Genomic DNA, 14329 nt, shown 5'->3' on the forward strand with positions numbered 1-14329 from the left:
GCATCGCCGCGTGCCGTTTATTTGTCCGAACCGAACAATTTAGAAATACTGGAATCGCCGCGTCCTGCCGGTTTTGTCGGCGTTGTTGCCGTTGAGGTGGGCGCCGGCTGCGGTGTCGGTTGCTGATTTTCCGTATCGAACAGCCGCGCAAACTCAGAAGCAGGCAGCGGTTTGGAAAACAGATAGCCTTGGCCGTAGTCGCAACCGGCGGCAGTTAGCAATTCCAGTTGCTGCGCGGTTTCGATGCCTTCGGCTATCACTTTCAAGCCCAGTTTATGCGCCATCACTATTATTGCTTCGCACAGCGCCAGGTCGCTGGAATCCGCTTCCAGATTGCGTACAAAACTCTGGTCTATCTTCAGATAATCGATGTCGAATTTTTTCAGATAAGACAGTGACGAATAGCCGGTGCCGAAATCGTCGATAGCCACCTGGATGCCCGCATCGCGGTAGGCGTATAAATGGTCGCGGACAATATTGTCGGCATCCAGCAACAGGCTTTCGGTAATTTCGATGACGACGCATTGGCCTGATAAGCCTAGTTCATGCAAGTAGTCTATCCATTTGCTGTCACCCAGATTGCTGCGCGTAAATTGTACCGGCGACTTGTTAATACCCATTTGTAAATCCGGGCGATAGTGGGCGCGCCACTCGGCGACTTGTTTTGCCGCCATCCGAAATACCCAATCGCCGATATCGACTATCAGTCCGGTCTCTTCCGCCAACGGAATAAACTCCGCCGGGCTGATCATGCCGCGCGTGGGATGTTGCCAGCGGATCAGCGCTTCGGTTTTATGCATTCTGCCGTTGCTCAATTCGATTATCGGTTGATAGTACAGGCAAAACTCTTGATTGGTCAGTGCTTGGCGCAGGTCGCTGGTCAGGCGCATCCGGTTTTGCGCGGTCTGCTCCATCTCGCTGGTAAAAAAGTTGTAGCGGTTGCGGCCTTGTTGCTTGGCGGAATACATGGCCTGATCGGCGTTTTTGATCAGTTGCTCAGCTTCCAGCGCGTCTTGCGGATAGAAGGTAATGCCGATGCTGACCGAGATGTAGGCCAGTTCCTCGCCCAAACGAAACGGTTCGGCAAGCTGGTGCAGGATGGCTTGCGCGACGCGGTCTATGCTGGTTTGCGAGTCCAATTCGCCCAGAATGATGGTGAACTCGTCGCCGCCCAGCCGAGCCACCGTATCGACATTCCGCACGCAAGCCAAGATGCGCCGCGCGGTTTCCTGCAACAAAATATCGCCCATGCCGTGACCTAGGGTATCGTTGATCTCTTTGAAGCGGTCCAGGTCCAGCAGCATCACCGCCAAGCTGTTTTTGTCGCGCTGGGCTTTCTTGATTTCCTGGTTCAAGCGATCCTGGAACATGCGTCGGTTGGCCAAGTCGGTGAGCGGGTCGAAATTGGCTTGGCGCCAGATGGTTTGTTCGACATGTTTTTGCTCGGTAATTTCCGAGAACATCGCCACCCGGCGCTCTACTTCGCCGTGTTCGCCGTAGATGGTGTTGATCACCAGCCATTCTTGGTAAATATCGCCGTTTTTGCGTTTATTCCAGATCTCGCCTTGCCAGTGGCCGGTTTGTAACAGCGAGTGCCACATGGTTTGATAAAAATCCGGATCGTGGCGGCCCGATTTTAGAATGTCGGTGGACTGGCCTATCGCGTCTTCCGCGGTATAGCCGGTCAGGTGGGTAAACGCTTCATTGATCGCTATGATGCGATTATCGGCATCAGCGACCATCACCGCTTCGCCGATAGCCTGATAAATCATCGCCATTAACTGCATTTCGTGCTCAAGGCGTTTGCGCTCGCTGATGTCCAGCACCGAGACGATAATGTAGCGCCGGTTGTCTATATCGATAGGTGTCAAACTGATTTCCACCGGAAATTCCGTGCCGTCGCCGCGTATTGCGGTTAGTGAGCGGCTGGCACTCATCGGCCGCGCTTTGTTCTCTTGTAAAAATTGCGCGCGCTGTGCCGGGTGTTTGGCGCGGGCACGTTCCGGTACCAGCGCATCGACAGTCAGGCCTATCAGCTCATCCAAAGTATAAATAAATACTTTCGCCGCGGGCGGGTTGGCGAGTTTGATGAGACCGGTTTCTCCGACTAAAAGAGTGGCTTCCGGCGAACCATCGACAATCTTGGACAATTGCAGCCATTGCAGCTGTTTGCGTTCGGTAATGTCAGTTTGGGTACCGATCATTCGCAAGGCCTTGCCCTGGGCATCGCGGCTGATCACCAGGCCACGGGTCAGAATCCAGCGCCATTGGTTGTCGCCATGTTTTACTCGATGCTCGTTGCTGAAGCGCTCGCTGCGATTTTCCAGATGTGTCTGCAAATCGGCCATCATCCGGGCGCTATCTTCCGGGTGTATCGTGGCTTCCCAATTACGGTAATCGTTTTCTCTGTCTTGTTCGCTGAAGTTCAGAATCTCCATGCAGCGCGGCGACAGAAACACTTTGCCATTGGTCAAATCCCAATCCCAAACGCCGTCACCGCCGCTTTCCAACGCAAATTTCCAGCGCAATTCGCTTTCTTGTAATAATTTTTCCGATAACTTGCGTTCGCTGATGTCCGTGGAAATGCCGCACACTGCGTAAATTTCGCCTTGCGCATTGCGTAGCGGAAACTTATGCGACAAATAGGTGTGAATTTTACCGTCTTGATGGGTGAGTTTTTCTTCGAATATCTGCGCCTGGCCGCTATTGACGACCGCTAAATCGTTTTCCCACAGTAGTTTGGTGTCGTCGCCCGGAAATAAGTCGATATCCCGTTTGCCCCTGACCGTCTCGTTATCAACCGCGAACAGTTTTTCAAATTGGCGGTTGATCAGCTGGTATTGGCCTTGCAGGTCTTTGCTGTAAATCACCGTGGGCGTATTGTCCAAAATGCTTTGAAACCGCAATTCGCTGACCGACAGGGATTTGCCGAACTCGATGTTTAAGGATTCATCCTTGATCAGTTCGATAACGCCGACAATACGCTCCTGGTCGTCACGTAAGGGCATTTGCGTCGAACTGATCCAGCGGCCGTCGCCGGCGGTGAATGGGGTTTGATAGACGGTTTCGCCTTTTAACGCCTTTTGAATGCCGTCAGGGATTGGCGTTTGCGCCAGCCAGGGAAATAATTCAATGGGGGTTTTCCCCAGGCAAGCGGTTTGCGGCCGCCCCGTCAAGGTTTCCATAAAACGATTCCAGAGTTCGATACGGCCATGCAGATCGTAAACAATCACGCCTTCCTGAACCGAGCGCAGAATGTGTTTGTTGAAATCGCCGAGGGCTTTGCTGAATTGTTCCGACCGCTGGTAACGCTCGATGGCCAGCGCCAGGGAAATACCGACGCTGGACAGTACCAGCAAAAACGACCATTGCAGCAATAGGCCGGTTTCACTGCTGTCGGCTGCAAAAAAGCCTACCTGAAAAATCGCACCGAACATGCTTTGCAGCATGACCATGCTGATCAGTAACAAGGTGCCATGCAAGCCAAAATACAGTGCGCCGTAAACCAGAAAAGCGAACATATAAAAAGCTTTGCCGTAGTGGCCAAGATGCCACGGCCACTCCAGGAAAATCATTTGCCCCGCCAGAAACGCTGTTGTGACATAAAGCAACGCGCGCCAAACTTGATACGGGTTCCAGTTAAAACTTGGTGGCTGCCGCCAGACCAAAATAAGCGGCGTGAAAATCGCAATACCCAAGACATCGCCCATCCACCAATGCGCTAGACTGATCGGCCATTGCTGCGCCGTTATGGCGTCGAAATGTAACAGAATTAAGGAGCCCGCCATGGCCGAAACGACCGAAGCCAAGGCGCCGGCAAACAGGATGCGTAAGTAGTCTTGCGGCTGTTGCAGTTTGCGAATCTCGCCCAGCAGATAGCAGCCGACAAGTGCTTCCACGGTATTGCCGAAAGCGATAGGCAAGGCCTGCTCCAGCGGATTGCCTGCCCACAGATTGCCAAGTAATGCGCCCAGGAACACGCCGGGCCACAGTTTTTTACCGCCGAGCAGCAAGGCTGCCAGTGCGATGCCGCCAGGCGGCCAGATGATGGAAACGACGTGATTGGCGGCGAAAAACATCAGCACCAGTTTGGCAACGAGTGCGTAGGCGACCGCCAGGCCAACAAGGCGGACTAGTTCTGCATTGGAAAAGGTCGAAAAACGGCGCAAGAGATTACCTTGATTTATTGAAAGCTGACGAATAGACAAACAAAATATCTTGGTTTATCTCACGAAATGCAAGGTTTTGTCACGGGCTAAGTGCTGGGTTTTCGGCGCATTCCTAACGGATGAAAGGTGGCTTCGCGCTGGTGATTCACCTGCGCCGGTTTGGGTTTATACGCCCAAATTTTCAACTTCCACAGCCACTTTTAATTCGTGGTTTTGGCCGCCGAAAATCACCCCTTTTAACGGCGTGACATCGCTGTAGTCGCGGCCCCAGGCGACGATGATGTGCCTATCGCCCGGCAATTGGTTGTTGGTGGGATCGAAATCCATCCAGCCCAGGTCCGGTAAGTATACGGAGAACCAGGCATGCGAAGCGTCGGCGCCTACCAGTTTTTTCTTGCCGGGCGGCGGCAGGGTTTCGATATAACCGCTGACATAGCGGGCGGCCAGACCTTGCGAACGGATGCAGCCTATGGCTAGATGGGCGAAATCCTGGCAGACGCCGCGCCGATGTTGCAGGACGGTGGTCAGCGGCGTGGCCAGGTTGGTGAATTCCGGGTCGAAGGTAAAATCACGGTGGATACGTTGCATCAGATCGTGTATCGCTTCGATCAACGCCTTGCCGGGTGTGAACGAGGCTTGCGCATAACCGGCTAGCTCGGCATCGGCGGCTATGAACGGCGAATCCAAGGCAAATTGCCGGGCCTCCAATAGTGGTTCGCTTCTATCGTTCCAGAGCGCTTCCTTGACCAGTTCCCAGCTCATGCCGTGGCTGAAGTCCAACTGCACCGGTTGCGGAAAAATCTGTACTTCGCTGCTGGCGGTGACCACAAACTCCCGATGCGGCTCGCGAATCGAAAACCAGGCAACTTGATTGCCGAAAAAATCGGTACGGGTCCGATAGTCGCAGGGCAAGGGGGTGATTTTCAGTTGCGAACTGAGCAATTGTTGATTCGGGCAGGGGCGCGGCTGCATCCGCACTTCGTTGTAGGACAAGCCTACGGCCTGTTGATAACGGTAGGTAGTGGTATGGGTAACCCGATAACGCATGGTGACTCCCTTAGGACAGCGATTGCGGCGCGTCCCCGTGGCGGAAATAATTGGCGGTCAAGGTATCGGACAACGCGGCCAACAGTGCGTAAATCTTGCTGAGTTGTTGGTCCAGCGCTTCGCGAATGCCGGATTCGGATACGCTCAATAAATCGTCGATGTTGGCGATATTTAGAAGACAACTAGCCTCTAATAGTAGCCGCTCTTCAGCGCTTATTCGGCGCGTGCTGGGTTCGCGCGGTAGTTTACCGACATGTTCCTGCAAACGAGCGATTTGATAGGCCAGTGAGCGGGGATTGTTGGGGTCCATCAGCAGCAATTCCAAAAACGAGGCCAACTCCAGATTGCTCCGGTAATGCTGGCGGTAGCAAATCAGGTTGTCGCTGGTATCCAGCAAGGATTCGATCAAGCGGGTTTCCGCCGCTTCGCTTTGCGGCATTGTAAACGCCGTTCTCAACACCGATACCAGTTGCAAGCCGCGCTCCAGGCGCCGGCCAATGTCCAAAAACAGCCAGCCGTTGCCGCGCGTCATGCTTTCCATCACCAGACCACTGAATGCGGAGAGCGTGGTGATCAGCTGATCCATTTGCTCCTGCATCGACCATAAACCGATTTTGCCGAGGCGGCGAGCTTCGGAAACCTGTTCCTCGATTTCGTCGATGACCCGCCAGGTATCCGATGACCATAAATCGCGCACCGCGTAACCGGATTGGGTCATTCTGTTTACCGTGTTGGCCAGGCTGCCCGCTCGGCTTTCGTCAACCACTACCGCCAGTAATTCGGCTTCGGGGGTGTGCAGCAAGCTTTCTTTATCTTCGGCAAAAAAACCGGGGTAGGTACCGGTCATGCTGGTGACGCAGCGCAGCTGGGTTTCCAGACTGAGCTGATAGTCCGGGCTGTCGCGGTCAGGGTTGCTGAACAGTTTTTTTATCGTGGCCCGCAACAAGCGTACGCCACCTTCTGCGCGTTCCGCGTTGCGGCCCACCCAGAAAATATTGTCTGCGGCGCGGCTGGGTAAGGCATTGCCGTGGCCGGCTAGGCTGCTGCTGCGCTTGGCCGGAATGGCCGGGTGCTGCGGTTCCGTCGCGACCACCCAGGTATCTTTACTGATGCCGCCGGTTTGGTTGGTGATCATCATATTGCCGTATTGCGGCGCGCTGCGGCTCAAGCCGCCCGGCATCAGGGTATAACCGTCCGCTCGCGCCACCATAAAGCAGCGCAGCAAGGTTTGGCGGGGTTCGTAGCCGCCGGAAACCATCGCCGGTACGGTGGAAAAGCTTTCGTATTCCTGGCCGACGTAAAGCGCCGGGCGGGCCTTGATACGTGCGCGCCAGTCCGCGAGTTGCGCGCGGCTGAGTTGATGGCCGAACACCGAGTGTTCGCCGGGTTTGCGGTAGATCGGTTTGATGACCAGGCGTTCCAGATTGGCGAGCACGTAATTTAACTCGCGGGCTTGGCCGCACCACCAGGTGGCTATCGAATTTAGCTTTAGGGTTTGGCCCAGGAAGTATTTGGCGATGCCCGGCAGGAAGGGCATGATGCCGGGATTTTCCAGCACGCCGCTGCCCAGCGGATTAGCAATCGCCACATTGCCGCGTCTGACGACTTCCAATAAGCCGGGGACGCCTAGCCGCGAGTCTTCGCGCAGTTCCAGAGGGTCGCAGTAATTGTCGTCCACCCGCCTTAGAATCACGTCCACCCGTTGCAAGCCGACCAGCGATTTCAGCCAGACATAGCCGTCGCGAATGGTCAGGTCGTCGCCCTGTACCAGGGGGTAACCCAAATAGGAGGCCAGGTAGGCGTGTTCGAAAAAGGTTTCGTTCAGCGGACCGGGAGTCAATACCACCACGCGCGGGGTATCGGCGTCGCCGGGGGCGATAGCATTCAGGCCGGCGCGCAAGGACTGGAAAAAACGCGCCAGGCGGTGGACGTGGGTGTCGCGAAACAAGCTGGGCAAGACCCGCGACATGGCCAAGCGGTTTTCCAACGCGTAGCCGGCGCCGGATGGCGCTTGAGTACGGTCGCCGAGTACCCACATCTTTTTATCCGGGCCGCGCGCCAAGTCGGCGGCGCACAGCACTAACTGATGTTGGCCGGGCAAGCTTACTTGATCGCAAACGCGCAGGAAACCACCGTGGTTGTAGATCAGCTCCAGCGGCAGCAGGTTTTTCTTGATGAGCTGGCGCGGGCCGTACAGGTCGGCCAAAATCAGGTTCAACAGTTCGGCGCGTTGCAGTAGTCCGGCCTCAATGTCGAACCACTCGTCGCCGGACAGCAATAGCGGTATCGGGTCGAGTTGCCAAGGGCGGTTAATACCGTCCGGGTCGCCGTAGACGTTGTAGGTGACGCCGTTTTCGCGCAGCAGCCTTAGCGCTTCCTGGTGGCGTTCACCCACTTCGCGGGGGCCGAGCTGTTGCAATGCCTGCATTAGGTGGGCCCAATGCGGTCTAACCCGGCCCGTCTCGTCCAGCATTTCGTCGTGGATGCCCTTATCGAGGCGGTATCCCGGCGCGAAAGCTTCTGGTGTGCTTAAGGTTTTCATAGGTTTAGTTTGCCGGTTTACCGGGTATAGCGCAATTTATCAAAGCCGATCTCGTTTATTTATATTTTCTAAGCCGGTTTTTTAGCGCCGATGCCGATTCTGACGAGACTTTGGATGAATGCGTAGTCCAATAAACCCGCAAGAAGCATGCCGTTACGATCAGGAATGGCCGCGCGCATGATTGACCGCGTGGGTTCGGTCACTCTGCCTAGAGTAGTCCAATATAAAGCATCGGTTTGATTCAAGCTTCTGAACTAAAGGGTATTTCCCCGCGTTAAGGTAAGATAAGTCGGTCGGGGCCGAGTATATTGATAGCCGTAGGCGCGCGACTTGGCATTGCTATTGCTTTATTTCAGGTAACTGATTAGAACCGGTTTGCGTTGAAATGGTGCGGTGGTTTTTGCACCAATTCCGCGCGGACTTGCACCATAAAAGCAACGTTCACGGATGCATACAGCATGATTACACCAACAATTTGGGCGGATTACAGCGCCGATAAGGCTTACGACGAGATGATAGCCGCAGGCGGCAAGCCACGCGATGCCTGCGCCAGTTTGAGTCAATACTTACAATCTTTGGGCATGGACGCCATTAAAGGCCGGCTGTCGGCGGCGGAAGCGGCCATCATGGAGATGGGCATCACCTTTACCGTCTACAGCGATGAGGGCAATATCGACCGGGCTTGGCCTTTCGACATCATTCCGCGCCTGATCGATTTTCAGGAATGGCAAATGGTGGAAACCGGCCTGAAACAGCGTCTGAAAGCCTTGAATTGCTTTATCAATGATGTCTATAACCAGCAGCAGATTATCAAGGACGGACTGGTCCCAGCAGAATTGATCAACAGTTCCAGCAATTTTCGCAAGGAATGTTTGGGCATGCAGCCCAAATTCGGCAGTTGGGCCAATATCTGCGGCAGTGACTTGGTGCGAGCCGGCGACGGCAAGCTGTATGTGTTGGAAGACAATCTGCGCGTACCGTCCGGCGTCTCGTACATGATCGAAAATCGGGTAATTACCAAGCGGATATTTCCGGAGTTGCTGGAAAATCTGAATATCATGCCGGTGGACGATTACCCGACCCAGTTGTTCGAAATGCTGGCCTCGTTGGCACCGGATGCCGACGACACGCCGCAAATCGCGGTACTGACCCCTGGCATTTACAACTCGGCCTATTTCGAACACGCGTTCCTGGCGCAGCAGATGGGTGCGGAACTGGTGGAAGGCGGCGATTTGTTGGTCAAGGACGACGATTGCGTCTATATGCGTACCATTAAAGGTCTGGAAAAAGTCGATGTGATTTATCGGCGCATCGACGATCTATTTCTGGACCCTGAGGTATTTCATAAAGATTCGGTATTGGGTGTGAAGGGCCTGATGCGGGCCTGGAAGGCCGGAAATGTGGCCCTGGCCAATGCGCCCGGTGCCGGCGTGGCCGACGACAAGGTGGTCTATGCCTATGTGCCGGAGATGATTCGCTACTATTTGAACGAAGAGCCGATTCTGCCCAACGTGCCTACGTATCTGTGCAGCGACCCGGAGCAGTGCGCCTATGTGCTGGCGCATTTGCCGGAATTGGTGGTCAAGCCGGCGAACGAATCCGGCGGCTATGGCATGTTGGTCGGACCGCATGCTACGCAAAAAGAAATCAAGCAGTTTCATAAACTGATTCAGGATAACCCGCGCAATTACATTGCCCAGCCGACCTTGGCCTTATCCACCTGCCCGACCTTATGCAACGACAAACTGGAGCCGCGGCACATCGATTTACGGCCTTTTATCCTGCAAGGTGGAAATAGTTTCGTTACTGCCGGCGGTCTGACGCGGGTGGCGCTGCGGGCCGGTTCGCTGGTGGTGAACTCCTCGCAAGGCGGCGGCAGTAAAGACACTTGGATTATCAATAGGGAGCAATAAGATGTTATCGCGATCCGCCGAACGCTTGTACTGGATGGCTCGTTACCTGGAGCGCACCGAAAACACCGCCCGCCTGATCAGCGCCACGATGCATCTGATCTACGACTTGCCTTACGGGGTGGAGTTGGGCTGGCGCAATTTGTTGAATATTTGCGGCGTGGAAGAGGCGTTTTACCAACGCTTTAAAAACCCCAGCGAGCAAAATACCACGCGGTTTTTGCTGGCCGACATGAGCAATCCGGGCTCTTTGCTGGCGTCCTTGTCGTTTGCCCGCGAGAATATTCGCACCAGCCGAGAGCTGATGCCGGACGAAGCCTGGCAGCAGGTCAACGAGATGTATCTTTACGCCAATAACAATCTGGATAGCCTGTCCAATCGCCGGGGTAGGGCGCTGTTTTTGCAAGAAATCATGGCCGGATGCCAACGCTTTACCGGCTTTATGGCCGGGTCTATGAGCCGCAGCGACAGCGCCCGCTTTATCTGTATCGGCCGGAATCTGGAACGCGCCGATATGACCAGCCGGATCATGGATTTTGGCACGGTTTTGCTGGCGGAAAATCGCAGTACTAAGATGCGCGAATACGAGACTATCTTGTGGATCAACGTCTTGAAGTCGTTGAGTGCGGTGTTGATGTATCGCAAGCACGTTCGCAATCGAATCAAAGGCGAAGACGTTTTGAATTATCTGTTAAAAAACCCCGACTTTCCCAGGGCTGTGGTGCATTGTATCGAAGAGATAACCCACTGTATCAAGCGCTTGCCGAATGCGGTTGAGCTATTCCCGCAGCTGGAGCAATTGGAACAACAGGTACTGGCCATCGATATCAAGCAGACTACACCGGAGCAATTGCATCAGGTGCTGGACGGCTTGCAAGCTAAGTTCGACGATTTACACAAGCAAATCGCCGCAATGTGGTTTTTAAATAATCTTGGCGAGGCCGAATAGGAGAAAAATTGACACTATTGCCAACAGGAAGATTTTTACCAGCCATGCAGTTGTAGTGCTGTGAGCTAGGGTTGCTGAGCGGAAGCAAGCTGGATAGAAGGGGCGTTGCTTGGATTGCTACTGACCCAGGCCCCAGGTTTGCTATATCATGGAAGCATCGTTTTCTAAAACTAAAGGGGGGAGGATTATGGATAAGCTAAGGGCGTTGGGTCTGGGGCCGGTGGGGCAAGACGAGCAAGCTGTTAAGCAACAACTGCATCTTTATATCAATCTGAAACTGGCTTCGTGCGGGCAGCCGATTTGTATCGATACCGAGTCGGCGCAGTTTATGGATACCGCCCAGGACTTGCTGAATAGCTATCTGGAAAAAAGCCGCTTGTTGGCCAGTTCCTCCCTTTATCCCGCCGACAGACGGATTCAAGATTTCCTGGAGCGCTATTGCGCGGATCTTGGCTTGGCCAAAATCCCCAGCTTGCCGACGATGACCTTCGAGCTGGATAAGCACGGCGTGGCGCGCGAATTGTCCTTGCCCCTGGGCGAGGATGAATTTCGTTCCGAAATCGTGTCCAGCTTCCGAGTCAAGCAGGGCATTTTGCACAATCCGGCCAGTGACCGGCGTACCACACAAGGTTCGTTTCATGTTGCCGAAGGCGGCCTGCCGGTGCCTGGCGACAAGAAGCAGGTGCCTAAGCTGACCTTTGCCTTGATGTTGGGCGAGGCGCTGAATCCACCCGACGATTTGATGGTGCTGCCGTTTACCGCCCACCAACCCAAGCCGGCGCGGATGTTTGCATCCTTGCTGATGCGCCCGGTCGTCTGTCCGGAAATTCCCGGCGTTGCTGCCGAAAAGTCTATGGAAATCCGGTTTTTTGCGCCGGGCAACCTGGTTAGCAATCTGGATTTTGTTGAGAGTATCTTCGGTAACGGCGGCAATCCGGCTTTGCCGGAATGCGATGCGGCCCTGGATGTGGAGCATTGGTCCGGCCACAGCGGCTGCGTGATTCTGGCGCCGCATTTAACTAAGCTTACCAAGAAGCAGCTCGGATTGCCGCATTGGGACGAAGCCAGCGAACGGCAACGCGCCGATGGCATGTGCTGGCAAGATCCCGAGGAACTGTATAACGACGGTCAGGCGTTTAAACTGACTGCGCGCGACCGTAGCGGTGTGATCGTCACTTTGCTGGCCGATAACTATTACGGTTATTGCAAGAAGGAAGTCAAAACCCAGATCAGCTATGCCGCCAATTTGTTCGGCTTGGCGGAAGAAGAGCATGCCGGCGGCGCATTGGCGTTTCGCCGCGTCAATCACGGCGATGAGTTTGGCATTGGCAGTTTGACCCGCGAACCGGGCTACGATTTCGATGAGATGACTTATCACTACGGCGCGATCATGGATGTGCAGCCGGAAGGCTATGCGGTAGATAGGCATTTTCCGGACATTATCTACGTACCGCAGGATTTGCGGATGAGTCTGGCTACCCAGAAAATTACCTGGCTCCGTAACGGCCAAAGCCATAGCATTCGCTTGCAACCAGGCAAAATCTACGTGCAGCCCAACGGTTATAAAATCGAGATGTGTAAGCATCCCGGCGCGCCATCCTGGCGCTTGATCGGCACCGTCGCGGAAGGTACGTTTTGTCACAAGCCCTGCACAGTGTCCGGCGGCGGCAAATCGGAAATTTCCAAATCCATCGAGGATGCGGCGATCTACGGGCCGCTGTTTGTGGACGATTTGCAGCACGATCTGGATCGGGTGCAGGCGATTTTCGATAAAGATTATACCGGCCGCTTCTTGCCAGGCTTCGAGCGCGAAGACCGCGGCCCTAGCCGAACTGTGCTCAGTTCGGAGCGCAGCCTGGGTTCAGTAATCAAGTTATTGACGCCTTCTCCCAACCATACGCCGGAATTTAACGATTGGCTGCGGTCCATTCCGCCCAGTATTTTGGCTTTGGTGTTTTTGATCAAGCGCTTTTACCGGCCGGAATGGGGTAACAATTGGCGCGACAATCTGTCGGTGGACATTATCGACGGCGCGCCCGGTCACGAGTTGAAGCTGAACCAGCGCAAGATCGTCGCCACTTATTTACGGGTAGGTTTTGATCTGGACGGCGGCTGGCGAACCTTCAAGGTGCGGCAAGACTATATTGCTTGCGAGAAAGTACAGATGGAAGACGACATCAGTGCTTCGGTTGTCGTACCGAAGCAAGCAGTGCGAGCCTGTCTGCCGGACGATGGGTATGAAATGAGTTTGAAGTTGGTCAGCAACTGCGAATATCGACTGTTTCAACGCCCGGACGATGCGATTATTCCGGGTTACGACAAGCAGACCGAGCTGAACATGTCCGGGCCGGGTAATTTTATGGCCAATTTCGAGCCTTTGGATCACGAGCAGTTGTCGGCGGTGGTCGAGGACGTGATGACTTTTTCCAAATTCACCGCGCCTATGCAAAAGCTATTAAGCGATGCTTACCAGGACGGTAAAGGCTATGTGGTGTGTTCCGCACATCCGCGTTTGGTGAACGGCAAACCGTCGAAAAATCCGCGCTATCTGGAAACTCGCGTGGACGTGGTGAAACCCTTACGGAAATACGTGGCGGAAATCGGTGCGCGTTTGCATCGCAAAATTCCGCTCAATCAACCGCTCTGTCATCCGGTGGATGCGGTATTGACCGGGCGCCGCAACAATCCGCCCGAACCGGGTATCCGCGCGTTGGCGGTTTACAACCCGATTCATTATCAAGAATTGCCGGAACTGTTTATGGACTTTGTCTGTTCCTTGACCGGCAAATCGCCGTCTACTACCGGAGCCGGTAGTGAAGGTGCGCTGACTAAAGGGCCGTTCAATGCCTTGCGCGGCACGGTCGATTTGAACAATGCGCTGGTCTCGTTCATTTTGACCGGTTATCCGGGTTTTTCCAGCTCGGCCGGGTTTATTGGTCCGGATACCCGCGTCGATCACGACATCAGCTTGTTGATTCCGGAGATTTGGGCGCGGCTGTCGCGCGAAGAGCGCCACCCGGCATTTTTGTTGGAACATGGCTATCTGGAACCGTTAACCGATTTTGAACACAAGGGCCAAATCGTCTTGGCCAGCCGTTTGGGTTATCGCATCACCAGTCATTTCGTGCACGGCTTGATGGGTAAAATCTTCGATAATCCGTATGCGGTATTTACCGACGAGATTTTGCAGCCCGAGCGTCAGGATCTGGAGGTGTTTGTGGATGGTATCAATAATATCGTCGAAACCCAGCAGCGCGTGGCCCAGCAATATCTCGAAGACGGCAGCATAGAAGACGCATGTCCGCCGCTGTATGCTTTGCTGCATATCATGGCCGACGGTCATTATCAGGGCAAGGATGCGCATCATCCGGAGATACGGGCGATGTTTACCCGCGATTATTTGCTGGCCTCGGATTGGTATCGGGAACGCCTGCATATCAAGCAGCAGCGCGACATTGCCTTATGGCAACGGCATGTCGATTATTTGGGCGGCTTCCTACAAGAAAGCACTCACCAGACTTTGATTGGCGAATTGAAGCTGGTCGAGCGGCATCGGCAGGCGCAACAGACGTTGGTGGAGCTGGCGTCGCCGGCTTATTTAGAATCCTTGGTCGGTACCTTGGGTGCGGATCCGCTGGGGCCGTATCGGGGCGGGGCGGATTAAGCGCGACTGACTGCTGAAGTTTTGGGGTGGTCGCCGTGCTGCGGCTAC

6 protein-coding genes are annotated in these 14329 nt (G+C 54.6%); 3 read left to right on the forward strand and 3 right to left on the reverse strand.

Annotated elements, in window-relative coordinates:
• Positions 1 to 17: 17 nt before the first annotated feature.
• The 3 genes from G006_RS25955 to G006_RS0118725 form a co-directional block, all read right to left on the reverse strand.
• On the reverse strand, positions 18 to 4169 hold the full coding sequence (locus G006_RS25955) for an EAL domain-containing protein (protein WP_020484760.1): 4152 nt from the start codon (positions 4167 to 4169) through the stop codon (positions 18 to 20).
• 165 nt (positions 4170 to 4334) lie between these two features.
• Positions 4335 to 5216: a transglutaminase family protein gene (locus G006_RS0118720; RefSeq protein ID WP_020484761.1), complete on the reverse strand. Its 882-nt coding sequence runs from the start codon at positions 5214 to 5216 to the stop codon at positions 4335 to 4337.
• 10 nt (positions 5217 to 5226) lie between these two features.
• Positions 5227 to 7758 carry a circularly permuted type 2 ATP-grasp protein gene (locus G006_RS0118725; protein ID WP_020484762.1) on the reverse strand — a complete coding sequence of 844 codons (2532 nt, stop codon included), beginning with the start codon at positions 7756 to 7758 and terminating at the stop codon, positions 5227 to 5229.
• A gap of 458 nt (positions 7759 to 8216) precedes the next feature.
• On the opposite strand from G006_RS0118725, the gene G006_RS0118740 reads away from it, so the two are divergent.
• The 3 genes from G006_RS0118740 to G006_RS0118750 all read left to right on the forward strand — a co-directional run bounded on the left by G006_RS0118740 (position 8217) and on the right by G006_RS0118750 (position 14281).
• On the forward strand, positions 8217 to 9671 hold the full coding sequence (locus G006_RS0118740) for a circularly permuted type 2 ATP-grasp protein (protein WP_020484765.1): 1455 nt from the start codon (positions 8217 to 8219) through the stop codon (positions 9669 to 9671).
• 1 nt (position 9672) lies between these two features.
• Positions 9673 to 10617, forward strand: a complete 945-nt coding sequence (locus tag G006_RS0118745) for an alpha-E domain-containing protein (RefSeq protein WP_020484766.1) — start codon at positions 9673 to 9675, stop codon at positions 10615 to 10617.
• A 187-nt stretch (positions 10618 to 10804) separates the two neighbouring features.
• The gene (locus G006_RS0118750; protein WP_020484767.1) at positions 10805 to 14281 is read left to right on the forward strand and encodes a hypothetical protein; all 3477 of its coding nucleotides are present in this window, start codon (positions 10805 to 10807) and stop codon (positions 14279 to 14281) included.
• Positions 14282 to 14329 lie beyond the last annotated feature (48 nt).

Source organism: Methylomonas sp. MK1 (assembly GCF_000365425.1).
Taxonomy (GTDB): Bacteria; Pseudomonadota; Gammaproteobacteria; order Methylococcales; family Methylomonadaceae; genus Methylomonas.

What these genes read in the sequence shown, in the direction of transcription:
- G006_RS0118720 (WP_020484761.1), bottom strand. Translation starts at nt 5,216, where the DNA reads ATGCGTTATCGGGTTACCCATACCACTACCTACCGTTATCAACAGGCC.
- G006_RS0118725 (WP_020484762.1), bottom strand. Translation starts at nt 7,758, where the DNA reads ATGAAAACCTTAAGCACACCAGAAGCTTTCGCGCCGGGATACCGCCTC.
- G006_RS0118740 (WP_020484765.1), top strand. Translation starts at nt 8,217, where the DNA reads ATGATTACACCAACAATTTGGGCGGATTACAGCGCCGATAAGGCTTAC.
- G006_RS0118745 (WP_020484766.1), top strand. Translation starts at nt 9,673, where the DNA reads ATGTTATCGCGATCCGCCGAACGCTTGTACTGGATGGCTCGTTACCTG.
- G006_RS0118750 (WP_020484767.1), top strand. Translation starts at nt 10,805, where the DNA reads ATGGATAAGCTAAGGGCGTTGGGTCTGGGGCCGGTGGGGCAAGACGAG.